This window comes from Lentzea sp. NPDC004782, from assembly GCF_040609115.1.
Lineage (GTDB): Bacteria > Actinomycetota > Actinomycetes > Mycobacteriales > Pseudonocardiaceae > Lentzea.
In genome coordinates this window covers 117,514-136,834 of record NZ_JBEXJN010000016.1, presented here as the reverse complement: position 1 = coordinate 136,834, position 19,321 = coordinate 117,514, and the positions used below count along the sequence as shown (strand labels likewise).

Genomic DNA, 19,321 nt, shown 5'->3' with positions numbered 1-19,321 from the left:
CTGAAGCCCCGATGTCCGGTCGTGACGAGATGACCAACCTGTTCGAGCGAGGGTTCCAAGGTCTCGAAGACAAAGCCCGCGAATGTGCTGACAAGTTCAACGCCGCAGTTCACCACATCCACGGCTGGCGGTACGTGCTCGGTCCGGCGATGTTCGCGATCCGTCCTGCCCTGGACACGATCCGGGACGGCTTGGAAACGCTCTTCAAACTGATCAGAACGGCCATGGAACACCACTGGCCCGTCGTGTCGCTAATCTGGCAATCTTTCAGCTGGGTCGAAAAGGTCCAGGCACCGATGAACAACCTTGTCCACGAGAAGACCGACCTGGCCTACTACTGGACTGGTCCGGCCAGCACGAAGTACCAGGACAAGGTCACGGCACAGAACGACGCGATTGCCGCTGTCGCGACCAAGTCGGGCAACGTCAGCAAGTGGCTCATGGACATTGCGAAGTACAACATCGAGTACATGACCAAGCTCGCCGAGATGGTGACCGGTTTCCTCGGCGCACTCGTCGCCGCCGCGATCGAGGCAGCCACCGTTGTCGAAATCCCGTTCACGGTCACAGATCTAGCCGGCGCCATCGGCGCCCTCGTCACCCAGTCGCTGGACAACCTGGTCGGTATCGCCAAGAGGTTCGCGGAGGCCCTCAGCAAGGTGCGGGACATCCTGAGCATGATGAGCGACCCCAAGCTTCCCAAGAACCAGTGGCCGCAGGCAGTCACGGGCTGAGTTCGCATCCACGACAGGAAAGTCATGAGCACGAAACCTCACCACAGGTGGATCCAGCGCATCGGCATGGCATCGGCCGTGGTGACGCTCTTGGGTGGCTGCAGTGTCGAGCCGATCCAGACGCCCGCGTTCAGTTCGAGCACGACGTCGACCACACCGCCCCCGCCACCGGACAAGTATTCCACCTCCGACTGGAAGAGCTGCTCGGAAGTCCGGCAGAAGCTGGCCAGCGACCTGCCTCCCCCTCTACCGGATGACAAGCAGGAAGGTCCCAAGTGGTCCATGCGAATCTGCCCGTTCCGGGATGATGACTCGCTTGTCGTCTTCAGGATTCAGTACTGGGACACCACCGCGGACATCACCGGCGTCCACACCGGAGCAGAACGCGCCAAGAAGGAGTTCCTCGACCGCGGTCCGGCACGTGAGAGGGACAACAGCGTCAACCTCGGTTCGGATGCCCGATGGAAGAGAGACGACACCAACGGCTGCACCTTGGAGATTCTCGATGAGAACGCCGTGATAAGTGCAGGCAGCAGCAATCGCAAGACGCCTACCCCTGGGAACAACGAACAGTGCCGGGGCCTCGTGCGCAAGCTGGCGAAACAGTTCTTTGCTGCCGTGCAACCACAGTGACGGCCGGGTGGTCGGCACCGATCAGGTGCCAGCCACCCCGCGGTGCACTATCACTCGACGTCCCAGTCCAGTTCCAACCGCTCGGCGGTGTCGCAGAGCGCCGCGGCACCGGACTCGGCCTGGTCCGGGCCTTCGTGCGGCAGCGCGCAGTCATTGGCGAAGTGAAGCCAGGTGCAGTGCCAGCGGCAGTCATGGCACTGCGCTCGAGCCAGCGAAGACTGCTGCTCGGGGAGCCGCCGATCGGCTATGGCACCAGGGTGTTCAAATCCCTTCCCTCGTGTTCGGCCCAAACAAGCGTCAACCGTGTAGCCCTCTCGCTACTATCTGTCATCGCAATCGGCCCGATCACCCGTGAGGGAGACGTACGAGTGCCACGGTTGGGTATCGCCAAGGAGTTCCTTTCGGGCTACGCCGAACTTGAGAAACACGTGCAACGTGCCGTGGACAAATCCATTGGCCTGTTCGCGAAACACACCCACGCGGGCCTGCATCTGGAGAAGCTCGAGGGTGCCAAGGACCCGAACATCCGGACGATCCGGATCACCCAGTTCTGGCGGGGTGTTGTACTCGCCCCGCAGCGGGGTGACGAGTACTGGCTGCTCACCGTTTTGCCGCACGACAAAGCGAACTCGTTTGCGATCAGCCGGGTGTTCACGGTCAACCAGGCCATCGGTGTGCTGGAAGTCCGTAACCAGGAAGCTCTGGAGACCATTGAGCCGACCCTCGCACAGATGGCCGGGTCCAGCGAGATCCGGCTGTTCGACGCCTTCAAAGACCACGATCTGGTCAGGCTGGGCATCGACGAGAAGCTGCTGCCGTTGATCAGACTGCTGACCACGGAGACGCATCTCGACACACTCGCGAGTCTGCTACCTGTCGCACAGTACGACGCGCTGGTGGCATTGGCCTCGGGGATGAGCCTCGACGAGGCATGGCAGGAGGTCAGCAAACACCTCGCCGGTGCCGAACCCCCCGTCGAGATCGACGCGGAGGATCTGTCGGCGGCAGCACAGCGCATGCCTGACAAGTACCTGCTGGTATCCGGCCCTGCGGAGCTGGCCGACGTGCTGGCACATCCGTTCGACGTCTGGCGGGTCTTCCTGGACGAACGCCAGCGTTCGCTCGTTCGGAAGACGTATCGGGGACCTGTGCTGGTCAGCGGTGGTGCCGGCACCGGGAAGACCGTGACAGCTGTGCACCGGGCGGCATTCCTGGCCAAGCAGCAGCCTGTTGATCAGAACGCGCCGATCCTCCTGACCACTTTCACTCGCGATCTCGCCAGTGCACTGCGGAACCAGGTGGATCTTGTCATCAACGATGAGAACGTTCGACGCCGGATCGAAGTGGTAAACGTCGACAAGCTCGCCAACCGTATCGTCACGGAGGCGTACGGCAAAGCGCCTGACATCGTCCGGCGCCCCACACTGCAAAGCCTGTGGCGGCGCGCGGCCACCGACGAGTTCAGCGCCGCGTTCCTGGAGCGCGAGTGGGAGCAGGTCATTCTCGCCCAGGGCATCTCCGACCTGTCTGCCTACCAGCGTTGCAGCCGACCTGGCCGAGGCAGGGCACTCGGTCTCTTCCAGAAGCAACGAGTGTGGGACGCGATCGGCATCGTCCTCGGTGAACTGCGCAGGCTCCGCAAGCACACCCATCTCCAGGTCGCCGCCGAAGCGGCGCGACTCGCGGCGAACCACAACCAGACCAAATACCGGCACGTCATCGTGGATGAAGGACAGGATCTTCATCCCATGCAGTGGCGGCTACTGCGCGCGCTGGCGCCGTATGAACACGATGACATGTTCATCGTCGCCGATCCCAACCAACGGATCTACAACAACCGCGTATCGCTTGGCAGCCTCGGGATCAAGGTCGTCGGCCGGAGCTACCGTCTCACGGTCAACTACCGCACGACGCAGGAGATCCTGAACTGGTCCGTACGTGTGCTTGGTAGAGCCGCGACGCACGGGCTCGACGACGAGCCGGACAGGCTTGCCGGGTATCGCTCTCCCATTCATGGTCGCAATCCGATCGCTCGCGGCTTCGAGCACCGCGACGCTGAGCTCGAAGGTCTCGTCGATCAGGTCAGGGAATGGCTGAAAGCCGAGGTCGAACCGAGCTCGATCGGAGTGGCAGCACGCACGAAGGATCAGGTCGAACGTGCGGAAACAGCCCTTGATCGGGCCGGGATACCACATGGCGCGTCAAGTGGGGTCCAGGTCGGCACGATGCATGCGATGAAAGGACATGAATTTCGCTGCATGGCGGTGATCGGTGTAGATGACGGTGTCGTGCCGGCGAGCTGGTCGATCACTCCGACTTCGGAGGATCCGGTATCCCACAAGCATGATCTGCAACGCGAACGCAGCCTGTTGTTCGTCGCGTGCACCCGAGCCCGGGACTCGCTCTACGTGTCGCACACGGCGGAGCCAAGCGAGTTCCTGTCCTCGCCGATCCAGCAGTCGTGAGTGCTTGTGGTTGCAGCGGCCGTTCGGTGCCGAAACTGTCGGACCCACCTGGCACACTGGGCGCCATGCCGGACTTTCAGCCGTTCGCGCACCTGACTGCACCGAACGTCGACCTCTATCGCGCCGTGATGGGGGAGTTCGTCCGCGCCAAGCGGCGGTTCGTCGTACACCTGCGGCCCGAGGACCTGGAGCTGGACGCGGACCTCGGGTCGGTGACGGACGCGCTCGGCAGGCTGAAGGACTGGGGCAACCTGCGCGCGGATCCAGACACCAGCCGCGTCACGACGGTCGAGGACTTCCACCGCGCCCGGTTCCTCTACCAGCTGACACCGGCCGGCGAGGCGGCTGAGCAGGCGCTGCAGGCGTTCGACGAGGCGCTGGGGCGGCGTGGCGCGCTGCAGGCGGTCGCGCTCACCGACATCGTCACCCAGCTGCGGGCGCTGCTGGAGCTTGCCCGGCAGGAGGAACCCGATCCGGCCAAGGTGCACCTGCTGTTGCACGGTCTGGTCGGCAGGTTCTCGGATCTCGCGGACAACGCGCAGGCGTTCATGGGGTCCTTGCAGCGCTCGATCGATCTGCACGACGTGGACGTCGACGCGTTCCGGGCCTACAAGGACCAGTTGATCGACTACCTCGAACGGTTCATCAAGGACCTGGTCACCACGGGTGCGGAGATCGCCGGTCTGGTCACCGAGATTGATCACGCCGATGCCGGGCGGCTCCTCGCGATGGCGGCGAAACGCGAGGCAGAGGACGCGGCGCCTGGCGCGGACCAGGAGCGCCAAGAGGAGTTCGAGCGCGGGCTCGCGTTGTGGCAGGAACGGTGGCTCGGGTTGCGTCAGTGGTTCGTCAGCGAGCCGCAGCATCCGAGTCAGGCCAAGTTGCTGCGGGCACGGGCGCGGGCTGCGATTCCGGCGCTGTTGCAGGTGGTGTCGGCGCTCAACGAACGCAGGGCCGGGCGGTCGGATCGGTCTGCGGACTTTCGGACGTTGGCGCGGTGGTTCGCGCAGGCGCCGGACGAGGCCACGATGCATCGGTTGTGGCGGGCGGCTTTCGGGCTGTCGTCAGCGCGGCATCTGACGGTCGACGCGGACACGCTCGCTGAACGGGAGGAGCAGCCGGTTGCTCCGAGCACGCCGTGGTTCGACGCGCCGCCGTTGCTGATCAGCCCGCAGCTGCGCAAGACCGGTAGTTATGAGCGGCGGGGCAAGCCGAACAAGATCGTCGATCGGACTGAGCAACGCAGGGTTCTGGCGGAACGCGCTGCGCGGCAGGCTGAGGAGACCGAGCTGGCGCGCAGGCGGTTGGTGACGCATCGGCCGACGCGGCTGAGTGAGGTCGGCGCGCTGGATCCCGCCGAGTTCAGGCTGTTCCTGGGGCTGCTCGGGGACGCGCTCTCCGCGCGCGGGCCTCGGCAGAAACACGTCTCCACCACCACTTCCGACGGCACGTTGGAGATCAGGTTGACCGCGCTCGACGAGGGCACCGCAGAGATCCGCACACCGGATGGGATGTTCCGCGGGCCGGACCACGTCATCGAGATCATCGACCTGACCGCGGCGGAGCCCGAGGAGTGGTCGGCGTGACGCGGTCACTGTCGGACGCGCTCAGTGCCTCGCACGTCGACGATCGGAGGAAGGCAGCGAGGGCGTTGCTGCGGCGGCCGTTGCTGCGTGCGAGCACGCAGTCCGACGAGTACCGGCTGGTCCGCAAGCACGAAACCGAGCTGCGGGCGTGGTTCGACCTCAACACCGGCTGGCGGTTGATCGTCGACAGCGAGGTCGCGCGGCTGGTGAAGGTCGCCGCGACCGCGGACGACGCCAGCCATCCGGCCAGGGACACGCGGTCGAAGCTGCCGTTCACGCGCCGGCGGTACGTGTTGACGTGCCTGGCGTTGGCGGCGCTCGAACGGGCCGACGCGCAGATCACGCTGGGGCGGCTCGCGGGAAGTGTCGTGATGGGGGCTGCCGATCCCGAGCTGGGCATCGACTTCACGCTGACCGGTCGCGAGGAACGCGCTGACCTGGTCGCGGTGACCAGGTTGCTGCTCGATCTCGGTGTGTTGAGCAAGGTCGCGGGTGAAGAGGACGCCTTCGTCCGGGACACCGGCGACGTGCTGTACGACGTGGAACGCCGGGTGCTGGCCACGTTGCTGGCGACCAGGCGTGGTCCGTCCACAATGGACGAGCTTGATCTGGACGAGCTCACGAGCGATGTCGTGCCGGACACCGACGAGCTGCGCAACCGGGCGATCCGCCATCGGCTGACGCGCCACCTGCTGGACGAACCGGTGCTCTACTACGACGAGCTGGACTCCGACGAGCTCGCCTACCTGACCCGGCAGCGTGCCGCGCTCACCCGGCAGGTCAGCGAACTGACCGGGCTGGTCGCCGAAGTCCGTGCCGAGGGCATCGCGATGATCGACCCCGCGGACGATCTCACCGATGTGCGCATGCCGGAGAGCGGCACGGAGGGTCACGTCACCCTGCTCGTCGCGGAACACCTTGCCGCGCAAGTAGAAGTGCGCATCAGCGACCTGCACGACCGTGTGCGCGCGCTGGCACAGGAGCACAGGTCGTACTGGCGGCGCAACGCCACCGAACCTGGTGCCGAGGAAGAGTTGGTCGAGCAGGCCCTCACCCGCCTCACCGCTCTGCACCTGGTGAGCCGAGTCCACGACCACGTCCGCGCACGGCCTGCGCTGGCCCGCTACGCGCTCGCCGAACCGACCATTACCACCACGAGGTGACCGACGTGCTGCCCCATCCCGCCCGCGATCGCTGGCAGCCGCTGCGTGCCGGACTGGTCGACCTCTTCTACTACGACCAGGAGGAGTTCCGGTTCCGCGACGGGCGTTTGTTGTTGCGCGGCAACAACGGCACCGGCAAGTCCAAGGTGCTGGCGCTCATGCTGCCGTTCCTGCTGGACGGCGAACTGTCACCACATCGGGTGGAACCCGACGCCGACCCGAAGAAACGGATGGAGTGGAACCTCCTGCTCGGCGGTGCACACCCGCATCCCGAACGGCTCGGTTACACCTGGCTGGAGTTCGGCCGGATCGACGACGACGGGACTGCGGAGTACCGCACGATCGGGTGCGGGCTGAAGGCGGTGGCCGGGCGTGGCATCGCGCGGCACTGGTTCTTCGTGACGTCCCAACGGATCGGGCAGGACCTGTCGCTGGTCGACGCCACGAGCACCGCGCTCGCGCGGGACCGGCTCGCCGACGCGCTCGGTGAGCACGGCACGGTCTACGACAAGGCGCGGGACTACCGGCGTGCGGTGGACGAGGCGCTGTTCGGGCTCGGGGAACAACGCTACGCCGCGCTCGTCGACCTGCTGATCAACCTGCGCGCGCCGCAGTTGTCCAAGCGTCCCAACGAGAAGGCGTTGTCGAACGCGTTGACGGAGGCGCTGCCTCCGTTGGACCAGGCGGTCATCGCCGATGTCGCGGAGGCGTTCCGCAGCCTGGAGGAGGACCGGGACGCCCTCGCCGCGATGACGGAGGCTCGTGACGCGGCGGAGTCGTTCCTCGGCCACTACCGGCGATATGCCCGCGTCGCATCACGTCGGCGCGCGGCACAACCGCGCAACGCCCAGTCCAAGTACGAGCAGGTCAACCGGGAGCTCAGCGCCGCGCAGGAAGCACATTCCCAGGCGCAGCGAGCACTCGATGCGGCTGAACAGCAACTCGACCAGCTCGACCAGCACGCGGCACGTCTGAGGGCCCGCGACGAGGCGTTGCGGGCGAGTCCCGAGATGCGCAGCGCACGAGAGCTGGACCGGGTCGCGCAGGAGGCGCAACGGCTCAAGCGTGAGGCAGGCAGGCTCGCGGCCGAGGCCACCAGGGCGGCGGACACCGTCGGCTATCGCACCGCGCTGGCAGGCGAAGCGGCCGCGATCCTCGGCGAGGCAACGGAGGCGTTGGAGGGCTGCCGCTCGGTGGCAGCCGAGGCGGCACGGGCGGCGTTGCTGGACGAAGCGGTGCTGACCGACCGCGCTGAGGCGGATCGTGCGGCCGAACGTCAGCACCGGGCGGTCCGGCACGTCGACGGTCTGCTCGCGTCCGTCGACGAGGCCAGGACGAAGCTCGACCAGGCAAGGCTGCGGGTGGACGAGCTCGCGGCGGAGGCCGACGCCCTCGCCGAACGCCGCACCGAAGCCGCCGAGATCGTCGAGGCGCAGGGCCGGGCGCTGGTGAGCGCGGTTCGCCACCATCTGGCCGCCACTGTCGAGCTGCGTGCCGAGGTGCCCGCCGAACTGGACCTGTGGGTCGAGACGCTCGACGGGCCGAACCCGGTGAAGACGTCGGTGGACACGGCCGGGCACGCGGCGAGCGCAGCGCTGGCGGACGCCGAGGCCGACACGAGGACGCGTGAGGCCGCCGCCCGACGCCGTGGCACCGACCTGAACGACGAGATCACCAAGCTGGAGGCGGGCGAGGACAGCCTGCCGCCGGTGCCGCACACCCGCCGCGCGAGCCGCGACGACAGGCCGGGGGCGCCGCTGTGGCAGCTGATCGACTTCACCGACGAGCTGCCCGACGACCAGCGGGCGGGACTCGAAGCCGCGCTGGAGGGTGCGGGGCTGCTGGACGCGTGGGTGACGCCGGACGGCGAGCTGATCTCTCCGGACACCGAGGACGTCTTCCTGCGTGCCGCCACGGCCGAGCCGGCGAACCTGACCTCGGTGCTGCGAGCGGACGACCAGGTCAGCGCAGTTCTCGCCACCATCGGCCTCGGGAGCGGAACCAACTGGGTCGACCTCACCGGCCGGTTCCGCGTCGGCGTGCTCGAAGGCGCGTGGCACAAGCCCGCGGCGGAGTTCATCGGACGCAGTGCCCGCGAGGCCGCCCGGCTGGCGAGGCTCGCCGAGCTGCGCGCCGAGCTCCTTGCGGTACAAGAGGAACTCGCTGCGCTCGCGGCCGAGCAACACACCCTGCGCGAACGACGTGCGGCCCTCGCCGCCGAGATCGCGGCCTGCCCGGACGACACAGCGCTGCGCAAGGCACATGCGGAGGTGCACGCGATCGACGGCGAGCAACGGCGGCTCGCCGAACGCCGGGGCATCGCCGACGACCAGCGCACCAAGGCCGTCGCCGCGTTCGACACAGCGCAGCGCCGGCTCGTCGAGGAAGCCGCCGAGGTGGGTCTGCCGGCCACCCGTGACGAGCTGAAGACGGTGTCGGAGGCGCTGGCCGAGTACCGCGTGGCCATCACCGCCCTCTGGCCGGCGCAACGACGGCACAGCGACGCGATCCGCGACGACGAGCGTGCTCGCGCCGAACTCACCACCGCCACCGAAGACCACGCCACCCGGCAGGAACAGGCGACCGAAGCGGTGTTGGCGAGCGAAGCGGCCGCCGAACACCACGAGACCCTGGCCGCGACCGTCGGTTCCGCGGTGGCCGAGCTGCAACGACAGCTCGACGAGGTGGCGGAGGCGATGAGGCGGTGCGGCGACGATCGCAAGGCCGCGGACGTCCGCCGCACGGACGCCCTCACGAACCGGGGCAAAGCCGAGGGGCAGCTCGAGAGTCTCGACACGCAGCTGGAGGAGGCGACGGCGAGCCGTGCCGAGGCGGCGGAAGCCCTGCGGCGCTTCGCGACGACCGGGCTGCTCGGGGTGGCACTGCCTGACCTGGACACGCCCGATCCCGCTGTGCCCTGGGCTCCGGACCCGACGGTGCGGCTGGCACGGCTGATCGATCGCGAACTCACCGACCAGGCCGACGACGACCAGACGTGGGAACGGGTCCAGCGCAAGGTCAACGACGAGCTGAAGGCGTTGATGGACACGCTGTCGCGGCACGGGAACTCGGCCACGGCCCGGCTGCTCGACGACGGCATCGTCGTCGACGTCCTGTTCCAGGGCCGCACCACGAGCACGCCGGAGCTCGCCGAGGCGTTGCGCGTGGAGGTGGCGGACCGCGGCCGGATCCTCGACGAACGTGAGCGCGAGATCCTGGAGAACCACCTCGTCAACGAGGTCGCCAGCACTCTCCAGGAGTTGATCTTCGCCGCGGACCAGCAGGTGGCCAGGATGAACGCCGAGCTGGACGAACGCCCGACCAGCACCGGCATGCGGCTGCGCCTGAGGTGGCTGCCGGTCGAGGACGGCCCGGCCGGGCTCGCCACCGCTCGTGAACGCCTGCTGCGCCAGACCTCCGACGCCTGGTCCGACGAGGACCGTTCGGCCGTGGGCGAGTTCCTCCAGGCCGAGATCGCGAACGTGCGGTCCCGCAACGCATCGGGCACGTGGCTGGAGCACCTGACCGAAGCGCTGGACTACCGCAAGTGGCACCGGTTCGTCATCCAGCGCCACCAGAACGGCCAGTGGCGGGCCGCGATCGGTCCGGCTTCCGGTGGTGAACGGGTGCTGACGGCTAGCGTGCCGTTGTTCGCCGCGGCTTCCTCCCACTACGCCTCCGCGGGCAACCCGCACGCACCGCGGCTGGTGACGCTGGACGAGGCGTTCGCCGGCGTCGATGATGACTCGCGGGCCAAGTGCATGGGTCTGCTGGCGGCGTTCGACCTGGACGTGGTGATGACCAGCGAACGCGAGTGGGGCTGCTATCCGGAGGTGCCTGGGCTGGCGATCGCCCAGCTGTCCCGCACCGACGACATCGCGGCCGTGCTCGTGACGCCGTGGGAGTGGACCGGCCACCGCAGGATCAGGGTGGCCACCGGATGACGAGACTGCACCGGCTGCTCGGCGGCGACGAGCTGGCCTGGCTCGTCGCTCGGGTCCGCAAACGTCTCGAACGCGGCGAGCCGCTCGACATCACCGTGACCCTGTCGAACGCGACGGAGGCCCAGCGCCAGGCCGTGCACCGCCTGCTCGGCCGTGCAGCACGGCCAGGCCGGGCGTTGAGCGTGTCGTTGCCCGCGGTCGACGACACGCTCCGCCGGTCGGGCGCGCACCCGGACGGCCTCGGGCCGGCCGTGCTCGAGCTGACCGGACCGCTTCCGGTCGCGGTCGACGTGGAAGCCGTGTGGGACCGCGCGTTCGCGGAACTGACAGATCCGCGCTTCGCCGAGTGGGCCCTGTCGTTGCGCGCCAGCGGCGTGGTGAAACGCCTCGCCTCGGCTGCTCAGGCGGCTGACCTGCTGGCCGCGTTGAACGTCGTCGTCGGGAACCTGCCGTCCCCCGGTGAGCCGATCGGCCGGTTCGCGGCGCGCACAACGGGCGACGCACACGCCTTGGACGACGACCGGCCGTTGGCGACACTGGCGCTGCGCGCCGCCCGCCTCATCTCCGGTCTGCCCGACGGCAGCGGTGCGGAATGGCGACGTGAGGTCTGGGCGTCGGTCGGCCTGATGCGGGACGAACTGTCGACCACGGTCATCGCGCTGGGGCTCACCGGCCACCCCGGCCTGGAGGCGTGGCTCGGTCAACCGGTGCACCTCACGCTGCGCCAGCTCGTTCGCGATCCCCCGCGCCTCGCCGCGCCGGACGTCTTCGTCTGCGAGAACCCCGTGGTCGTGGCGACCGCGGCCGATCAACTCGGTCCCGCGTGCCCGCCGTTGATCTGCACCAGCGGTCAGCCCAGCGCCGCCGTGATGCACCTGCTCCGGCTGATCGTCTCCGCGCGGGGCACGCTGCGCTATCACGGCGACTTCGACTGGGGCGGCATCCGCATCGCCAACGTGCTGCACGACCGCGTGCCCTTCACACCGTGGCGCTTCGACACCTCGTCCTATCTCGCCGCGGGCGACATCGGCAGACCACTCGGCGGTGTGCCGGTCGAGGCTCGCTGGGATGCCGGCTTGGCATCCGCGATGAGCCGCGTGGACCGCCGCATCGAGGAGGAACTGGTGCTGGATGATCTTCTGAGCGACCTGTCGGTGTGACCGGCCGTCCGCCGTGTCACCCGAAAGCGCTACAGCGACCAGCTACGGTGGGCCACGTGACGAAGTCCCACGGGGTGCCCGCGGACCTGTTCCGCTTCACCACGACCGTCGACGCGGAGCTGCACACCGCGGTGCTGCGCGTGTTCGGGCTGGCCAACGCGCGCCTGGAGACCTCGCTCAGCCCCGATGACGTGCAGCAACGGCTCCGGGACGCGGGCTGGGCCGAACAGGTGACGGACGAGGAGCTGACCGGGTCGCTGACCAAGCTCCGCAAGTGGGGGCTGCTCGACAGCGCGCAGCAGCGGTACGGGCTGACGAAACTGGGCGAGGCCGCGTTCGCCGGCGTGCAGCACGCGCTGGAGACGCTGACCGGGAGCGGTGCGCTGCAGACCGCCGTGCTCGACGCGATCGCGGACCGTCTTGATGAGCTGCAGACCACCGACGACAGGCGCACGTTCACGGCGTTGATGGAGCTCGAAGGCCATGTGCAGACGTTGACCACCAACACCACGCGGTTCAACGCGGACTTGCAGCGGCTTCTGCGGGAAGAGCACGACCTCGCCACGTTCCAGGACGTCAAGCGCACGACGATCACCTACCTGCGTGACTTCATCAGCGACCTGGATGCACGCAAACAGCGCATTCGGGACGCCATCGGCGCGATAGACCCCAAACTGCACGAACGCGCACGCAACGGTGCTGACTTGCTCAAGGACGAGCATTGGCTCGATGAGCGCGCGAAGAACTGGAAGAGCCTCAAGGCGTGGTTCCACGACACGCCGTCGAAGGCCGACGAACTGCAGGACGTGGCGCGGAAGGCGATCGTCCAGCTGCTGAGGGTCCTCGACCGAATCAGCGAGCAGCGGAAACGCCCGACCAACACCGCGGCCGACTTCCGGGCGCTGGCGCACTGGTTCGCCCGGACGGAGACCGAGGACCAGGCGCACGAGCTGTTCAACGCCGCGTTCGGCCTCCACCCCGCGCGGCACGCCCACCTCGCGCACGCCGACGGCGAGCTGATCCCGAGCGCCGAGCCGTGGCACAACACGCCGCCGGTTCCCCTTTCGCCTCACCTGCGCGCCACCGGCAAGCAGGAGCACATCGGCAGCACGGGCAAGGTCCGCGACGTCGACGAGGTCCGGCGCAACCGCCGCAGGCAGGCGCAACGGGAGCGCGAAGAGCTCGAACACGCGTGGCAGCTGATCCAGACGGACGGGGCGGTGCGGCTCTCGACGCTGAGGGAGCTCGACCACGACACCTTCCACCGGCTGATCGACCTGGTCGGCCGCGCGCTCGGCAGCGACCCGGACAGCACCGGCACGCGCACGGCCGTCACGACCGACGGACGGATGCTGATCAACCTGCGCAACGCCCGCGGCTGGGCCACCATCACCACCCGGAAGGGCACGCTGAACGGGCCCGACTACGTGATCGACGTGCAGAGCCGATGAGCAGGATCGGGAACCAGCTCGCCCGGCTGGAGAGCGAGGAGGTGGCGCGTGGCGTCCGGCTGCTGCTCGCCCGGCCGTTGCTCGCCGCCGTGCACGACCCCGACGGGTTCGACCTCATCCGGCGGCGACGTGAACCGATCGTGAAGTGGTTCGACTACTACTGCGGCTGGAAGGTGCACGTCGAGCCGCGTGCGGGGTACGCGCGGCTGGTCAAGACGACGCAGCGGCCCGACCGCACGCGGCCCGCGCCCGGCTTCGACCGGCGGCGGTACGTGCTGTTGTGCCTCGCGTGCGCGGAGCTGCTCAGCACGACGACGATCACCGTGGACGCCCTGGCCGAACGCGTGCAGCAGGCGGCCAGGGCCGAGGACCTGCCGCCGTTCGACCCGAGCCGCCGCGCCGACCGGGTCGCGTTCGCCGAGGTGCTGGTCTTCCTCGAACAGCAGGGCGCCGTGGAGAGCGACGAGACGCGTCTGCGCGCGGATCCCGTGATCATCACCCGGCTGCTGGCGGCACCGGCGTCGCCGTCCACTGTGGACAGCATGGAGGACCTCACGCACGAGGCGCGGTACGAGAGCGCGCACCGCAGTCTGTGGCAACGGCACTCCGTCATGCGCAGGCTCATCGACGACCCCGTGGTGTACCGCGACGACCTGACGGCGAGCCAGCTCGCGTTCCTGGCCTCCCCCACCGGGCGCAAGATCGTCCAGACGGGTGTCGGGCTCGCCGGGTGCACGTTGGAGGAACGCGCCGAGGGTTTTCTCGTGGTCGATCCCGACGCGATCGCCACGGACACGAGGTTTCCGGACGACGACAGCCACGCGAAGGTCGCCGCGTTGTTGTTGCTCGACCGGTTGGCACGAGGTCCGGCAACGACGGAAGACCTCGTCGAGGAGACACGCGAGCTGCTCACGAAGTTCCGCAACTGGGCCAAGGCCTACCAGTCGGACGGTGGCGCGGGACGGCTCGCGGCGGACGGGCTCGCGCTGCTGGAGGCGTTCGGGCTCGCGCGCACGGAGAACGGCACCGTTCGCAGGCTGCCCGCCGCAGCCAGGTACGAGGAGCTGCATGACTGACCGGTGGCAACCCAGCCGCGCCGGGATCATCAACGTCTGGCGCTACTACGACGAGATCTTCACGTTCCACCAGGGCAGGCTGCTGCTCAGGGGTCCCAACGGCACGGGCAAGTCGAAGGCGCTCGAACTGCTGCTGCCGTACCTGTTCGACGCGAACCTGCGCCCGCACCGCCTGTCGACGTTCGGCAGCGCGGACCGCACCATGCACTGGAACCTCATGGGTGAGGGCAACCAGGGCAGCACCCGCGTCGGTTACGTGTGGCTGGAGTTCCAGCACGGCGACGAGTGGTTCACGTGCGGTGCGCGCCTTCAGGCCACCACGAACACCTCGAGCGTCGGCGCCACGTACTTCACCACCAGCCAGCGCGTCGGGGATCTCGCCCTCGTCAACGAGTCCGGCCGTCCGTTGACCACCACCGACCTCATCGCGGCGATAGGTGAGCACGGCGTCGTGCACGCCTCACCGGCCGACTACCGCCACACGGTGCGCACGACGCTCTTCCCCGGCGTGACCGAGCAGCGGTACGACTCGTTGATCACCGCACTGCTGCAGCTGCGCACGCCGAAGCTGTCCGAACGGCTCGATCCGAGCGTGCTGTCCTCGTTGCTGTCCAAGGCGCTTCCGCCGCTGGACCAGTCGGACCTCGCCGAGATCGCCGAGGGTTTCGAACGCCTCGACCGGCACCGCGAGGAGCTGCGGCGGCTCGACGAGGAGATCGTCACGGCCGAACGGCTCGCGGACATCCAACGGACCTATGCCCAACGTGTGCTCGGTGCGTCCGCATGGGCGTTGTCTTCGTCTTCTGAGCATCTCGAAGACATGACGCGTGCGGCGCGGATGAGCGAACGGCGTTATCAGCGCCAGGTCACGCTGGCCGACGAGGCTTTCGAGCAACTGGCCGCGCTGGGCCGGGAGGCGAGCGCGGTCGACGCCGAGATCGCCGGGATCTCCGACCTGCCCGCGTACCAGGAGGGCAAGCAGCTCGACCTGTTGCGGCAACAGCATTCCGCCGCAGTGCAACGGTCGGCCGATGCCGCCGCGCACGCCACGAAACTGCGCGCACGGGCCGTTGCGGACGAAGAGGTGGCCGCGCAGGCCAAGGCCGATGCCGCCGCACACGCCGATGCGGTGCGGCATTCTGCCTCGGCGGCCAAGGAAGCAGCAGAGCGCGCGGGCATGCCGTCGGTGTTCGCGGAGATCGACGCGGACGCCGACGCGCGGTCGGCCCGTCAGCTGCTCAGCGCCGCCGTGGACACGCAGTTGGCCGAGATCAACGCGGTCATGCGTGCCGTTGCCGTGCACGAACGGGCGGTCGACGCACGGGAGGCCGCACGCCAACGGCTCGACGAGACGCGCGAAGAGCTCGACTTGGCCGTGGAAGCGGAAACCGCGGCGCAGCAGGCGTTCGAGCAAGCGTTTGCGCGGTTCGGCGCCGAGTTCGAGACGTGGGCGCACGGCTGCACCGAGCTGCGCGTTTCCGAACACGCCGAGGTGGTGGAGGCCGCCGCCCTCGCCCGCGAGGAGTTCAGTGCCATCGAGGCACGCCTCCACGAGACGCGCTCGGCGTTGAACGGCCAGCTCGCGCAGTACAACGCCATCCGCGAGAAGCTCGCCAACCAGGTCGATGTGCCGCCGCCCGCGCCGTACACCCGTGACACGGAGTACCGCTCATCTGCCGTGGGCGCTCCTTTGTGGCGGCTGGTGGACTTTCGCCCAGGCACGCCACCGGACGTGTGCGCCGCCGTCGAGGCCGCCCTCGAAGCATCGGGCCTGCTGGACGCGTGGCTCACGCCGAGCAACTCGTTCGGCCTCTCCGACCGGGACCGCTTCGCCGAACCGCTGCTGGGCGGCCCGGCCCCCGGCCGCACCCTGCTCGAAGTGCTCGTCACCGACGACGAACGCGCCTACCGGTTGTTGGAAGGCATCGCGTTCGGTGAGACGGCGACGGGCCACACAGCGGCCATCGGCGCCGACGGCACGTGGCGCCTGGCCAACGCGCACGGCCGCTGGACCAAACCTGTCCCGGCCTACATCGGCGCCGACTCCCGCCACCGCGCGCGGGCCGGCCGCATTGCCGAGCTCACCGGTCTGATCGAGCAGCTCGCCACCGATCTGGCCGGGGTGGACGCCGCGCTGTCGCAGATCGCCGTCCGCCGCGCGACGCTGGCCGGTGAGCTGGCAAGGCAGCCCTCGACCGACCCGGTGGAGGTCGCCGAGGAGCAGCGGACCAAGGCGCAGTTGCGGTGTGCGGCCAGGAAAGACGCCGTCGCCGCCGCTGCCCGCCGGGTGTCCGAAGCGGACGCCGCCGTGGCCGAGACGCTGCGTCTCGTCAGCAACGACGTCACCGTGGACCTGAGCGCCGTTGCCGCGTTCCGCACTGCGGGCCACCTTTGGCTCGACGACCGCCACGACGCGTTCGCCGCCGAAGCTCTTGCGGCTGAAGCGATGAACCGGTCGTCGGTGAGCAACGCATTGGCTGATGAGGCGGAGGAGGCCGCGTCCGCCCGTCAGCAGGAGGCCGCCGACCTCGCCATCACCCTGGAGACCGTCGAACGCTCGGCAGGTTCCGAGTTCCACGCCCTCGACCAGCAGCTCATCTCGTTGCGCACCAAGGCCGTCGAACTGGCCGAGCAACGCGAAACGTTGCAGGACAGGCAAACCTCGCTGGCGCGCACCCTCGGCACGCTGGAGGAGAAGCGCAAGACCGACACCGCACGTGCCGCGGAAGCCACGGCGCTGCGGGACGCCGCCGAGGCCCGGCACCGCCGCCTGACCAGCGGTCACCTGCCCGCCGATGCCGGCGAGGTGCCCGACGGTCCCGTCGACACGATGCTGATCCGCGACGCCGAGTCCCGCCTGAGCCGTGCTGTGCACCAGGCCCAGCAACAACTCGCCGGCCGCATCAACCTGTCGCTCGACCTCGACGACGACGTCACGGTCCTCAGCGCAACGGTGGACGGCACGCGCATGGGCGCGCACGCGTTGCTTCAAACCCTGCAGGCCGAACGCGAACGCATGCGCACACACATCACCGACGGCGAACGGGACCTGTTCGACCAGACGCTCACCGGTGACACCAGAAGGCACATCGCCCAACGCATCCAGGGCGCGTCCGAGCTCGTCGAGACGATGAACCAACGCCTGGCGCGCGTCCAGACCGCGTCCAACATCCGCGTGCAGCTCGACTGGCAGGTGGACCCGCAGCTACCGCTGGGCACCCGAGAAGCCCGCGACCTCCTGTTGCGCTCGGACCTCGATGCCGCAGAACGCGCTGCGCTGCACCAGTTCTTCCGCGAGCGCGTGGAAGAGGCACGCGCCCACGACACCGCGACGGGCTGGGAACAACAACTCGCCCAGGTGCTGGACTACACGACGTGGCACCAGTTCGTCGTGAAGGTGGACCGCGGCGAGGGCTGGGTACCTGTCACCAAACGCGTGCACGGCGCGTTGTCCGGTGGTGAGAAGGCCATCGTGCTGCACCTGCCGTTGTTCGCCGCGGCTGCCGCGCACTACCACGCCACCCCCACCGCACCTCGCCTGATCCTGCTGGACGAGGTCTTCGTGGGCGTCGACGCGACCAACCGCGGCCAGCTGCTGGAGCTGCTCGTCGCGTTCGACCTGGATCTGGTGCTCACCTCGGACCACGAGTGGTGCGACTACCAGGAGCTGACCGGCATCGCGATCCACCAGCTCACCACCGGGACCGACGGCGACGACGCCGTCACGACCGTGCGCTTCACGTGGGACGGCCACAGCCTCAAGGGTGATGACTGAACAAGGCCAGGAGTTCGCGCTGCTCGTCGTCGAGAGGGAACGCCGGGTTGTGCCGCGGATAGATCTCCGCGGCCTCCCACAGCTGTGCGCGCACACTCGACGCGATGCCGATCTTCAGGCCACGCGCCCGTAGATCCGCGACCACGGTTGCGGCGTCGAAGAGGTGAACGGCGTCGACGACCATCGGCCGCACGTCGGCGGCGACCCTCGGGCCGGTCAGCACGAGGTAGCGGTCCGGCCCGTTCTCGCGCAGGTCAAGCAGGTTGTCCCGGCTCAGGTACCACCTGATGTTCACGGGCGTGCCGTCCGCGAACCGCCCGTCGACGCCCTTGGCCGAGTGCTGGTCCAGCTCGATCCCGAAGACCTGGGCCGCGATCCAGTCCCCGAGGTGGCCGGGCAGCGCGGGGCGCCGGATGCAGGCGGACAGCGCGGCGTCGATGCGGTTGCGCGCCCGGACCAGCTCGGCCACCCGCGGCACGTCGCTCATCGCCGTCCCCCGGTGAGTTCCGGCAGCGCCAGGTCCACCCCGAGCAGCGACGCGACCAGCCGGAGGTCGTCCTCGTCGGCGACCTCCGCCAGCGCCGCGAAGTAGCCGCGGTGCAGCTCCATCACGTCCGCCACGCCCAGCCCGAGGCCGCGTGCCACGTCGAGCAGCTCGTCGAGCGGGAAGCGCCCGTCCAGCACCGCCCGGTCCAGCACGTCGAGGTACTGGTCCTCCCGCGGTGTCCCCGCCCGCGGCAGCAACGGCACGAGCTTCGCCAGGAAGTGCTGCTCTCGCGCGTGAGCGCGGCGGCGTTGCGCGGCATAGGTGCTCACCTGCCGCGGCACGTCGAACTGCACCGGCGCGACGTCACCGACGCGGTCCAGGCATCGCACCAGCAGGCGTGCGGACGCCCGTGCGTTGCGCAACGCGGAATGCACCGCACCGAGTGAACGCGACGACGCGCCGAGGAACCGACCGGCCAGCTCCATCGTGCACAGCCCCGAGGCGGAGAACCCGTAACCCAGGCGACCGAACTCGGCGGTGAGGAACCGCAGGTCGAACGCCAGGTTGTGGCCCACCAGCACCCGGCCGGACAGCCGCGCCGCGAGCTCGCCCGCGACACCGGCGAACTCCGGCGCGCGGCGGATGTCATCGGAACTGATGCCGTGCACGTGCTGTGCGCCGAGATCGCGCCGTGGGTTGACCAACGTGCACCATTCGTCGGTGCGGCGGCCGGACTCGTCCACGTGCACGACGGCGACCTCGATCACCCGGTGGTGGTGGCCGGGTGAGAGCCCGGTGGTTTCGACGTCGACGACCGCGTACCCGTTGCTCATGCCGAAGCTGTCGT

General features: G+C 68.8%; 12 protein-coding genes. 10 read left to right on the top strand and 2 right to left on the bottom strand.

The genetic code is table 11. The features are described 5' to 3' along the window. Positions 1 to 11: 11 nt before the first annotated feature. The 10 genes from ABZV40_RS17530 (at position 12) to ABZV40_RS17485 (ending at position 17,987) form a co-directional block, all read left to right on the top strand. Complete coding sequence (locus ABZV40_RS17530) at positions 12 to 734, top strand: hypothetical protein (protein WP_355441892.1); 723 nt, start codon at positions 12 to 14, stop codon at positions 732 to 734. Between the two features lie 24 nt (positions 735 to 758). Further along, positions 759 to 1,367 (top strand): hypothetical protein, encoded by a 609-nt coding sequence (locus ABZV40_RS17525; protein ID WP_355441889.1) that lies wholly within the window; start codon positions 759 to 761, stop codon positions 1,365 to 1,367. A gap of 191 nt (positions 1,368 to 1,558) precedes the next feature. Further along, positions 1,559 to 3,832 (top strand): ATP-dependent helicase, encoded by a 2,274-nt coding sequence (locus ABZV40_RS17520; protein ID WP_355441885.1) that lies wholly within the window; start codon positions 1,559 to 1,561, stop codon positions 3,830 to 3,832. Between the two features lie 65 nt (positions 3,833 to 3,897). Then, positions 3,898 to 5,418 carry a TIGR02677 family protein gene (locus tag ABZV40_RS17515; RefSeq protein WP_355441882.1) on the top strand — a complete coding sequence of 507 codons (1,521 nt, stop codon included), beginning with the start codon at positions 3,898 to 3,900 and terminating at the stop codon, positions 5,416 to 5,418. After that, positions 5,415 to 6,581 carry a TIGR02678 family protein gene (locus ABZV40_RS17510; RefSeq protein WP_355441880.1) on the top strand — a complete coding sequence of 389 codons (1,167 nt, stop codon included), beginning with the start codon at positions 5,415 to 5,417 and terminating at the stop codon, positions 6,579 to 6,581. Before ABZV40_RS17515 ends, ABZV40_RS17510 begins: the two co-directional genes overlap by 4 nt. Beyond that, positions 6,578 to 10,525: a TIGR02680 family protein gene (locus ABZV40_RS17505; protein ID WP_355441877.1), complete on the top strand. Its 3,948-nt coding sequence runs from the start codon at positions 6,578 to 6,580 to the stop codon at positions 10,523 to 10,525. Before ABZV40_RS17510 ends, ABZV40_RS17505 begins: the two co-directional genes overlap by 4 nt. Continuing rightward, a complete protein-coding gene (locus ABZV40_RS17500; RefSeq protein ID WP_355441874.1) occupies positions 10,522 to 11,685 on the top strand; it encodes a TIGR02679 family protein in 1,164 nt (387 codons plus the stop codon). Before ABZV40_RS17505 ends, ABZV40_RS17500 begins: the two co-directional genes overlap by 4 nt. Positions 11,686 to 11,741: 56 nt before the next feature. After that, positions 11,742 to 13,136: a TIGR02677 family protein gene (locus tag ABZV40_RS17495; RefSeq protein ID WP_355441871.1), complete on the top strand. Its 1,395-nt coding sequence runs from the start codon at positions 11,742 to 11,744 to the stop codon at positions 13,134 to 13,136. Next, complete coding sequence (locus ABZV40_RS17490) at positions 13,133 to 14,212, top strand: TIGR02678 family protein (protein WP_355441868.1); 1,080 nt, start codon at positions 13,133 to 13,135, stop codon at positions 14,210 to 14,212. Before ABZV40_RS17495 ends, ABZV40_RS17490 begins: the two co-directional genes overlap by 4 nt. Continuing rightward, complete coding sequence (locus tag ABZV40_RS17485; protein WP_355441865.1) at positions 14,205 to 17,987, top strand: SbcC/MukB-like Walker B domain-containing protein; 3,783 nt, start codon at positions 14,205 to 14,207, stop codon at positions 17,985 to 17,987. Before ABZV40_RS17490 ends, ABZV40_RS17485 begins: the two co-directional genes overlap by 8 nt. On the opposite strand, the gene ABZV40_RS17480 is transcribed toward ABZV40_RS17485, so the two are convergent. Together ABZV40_RS17480 and ABZV40_RS17475 are read right to left on the bottom strand one after the other, a co-directional pair. Beyond that, on the bottom strand, positions 17,971 to 18,474 hold the full coding sequence (locus ABZV40_RS17480) for a hypothetical protein (protein ID WP_355441862.1): 504 nt from the start codon (positions 18,472 to 18,474) through the stop codon (positions 17,971 to 17,973). The genes ABZV40_RS17485 and ABZV40_RS17480 overlap by 17 nt on opposite strands. Further along, positions 18,471 to 19,307, bottom strand: coding sequence for an exonuclease domain-containing protein (locus ABZV40_RS17475; RefSeq protein WP_355441860.1), 837 nt, complete (start codon positions 19,305 to 19,307; stop codon positions 18,471 to 18,473). Before ABZV40_RS17475 ends, ABZV40_RS17480 begins: the two co-directional genes overlap by 4 nt. Positions 19,308 to 19,321: the final 14 nt, after the last annotated feature.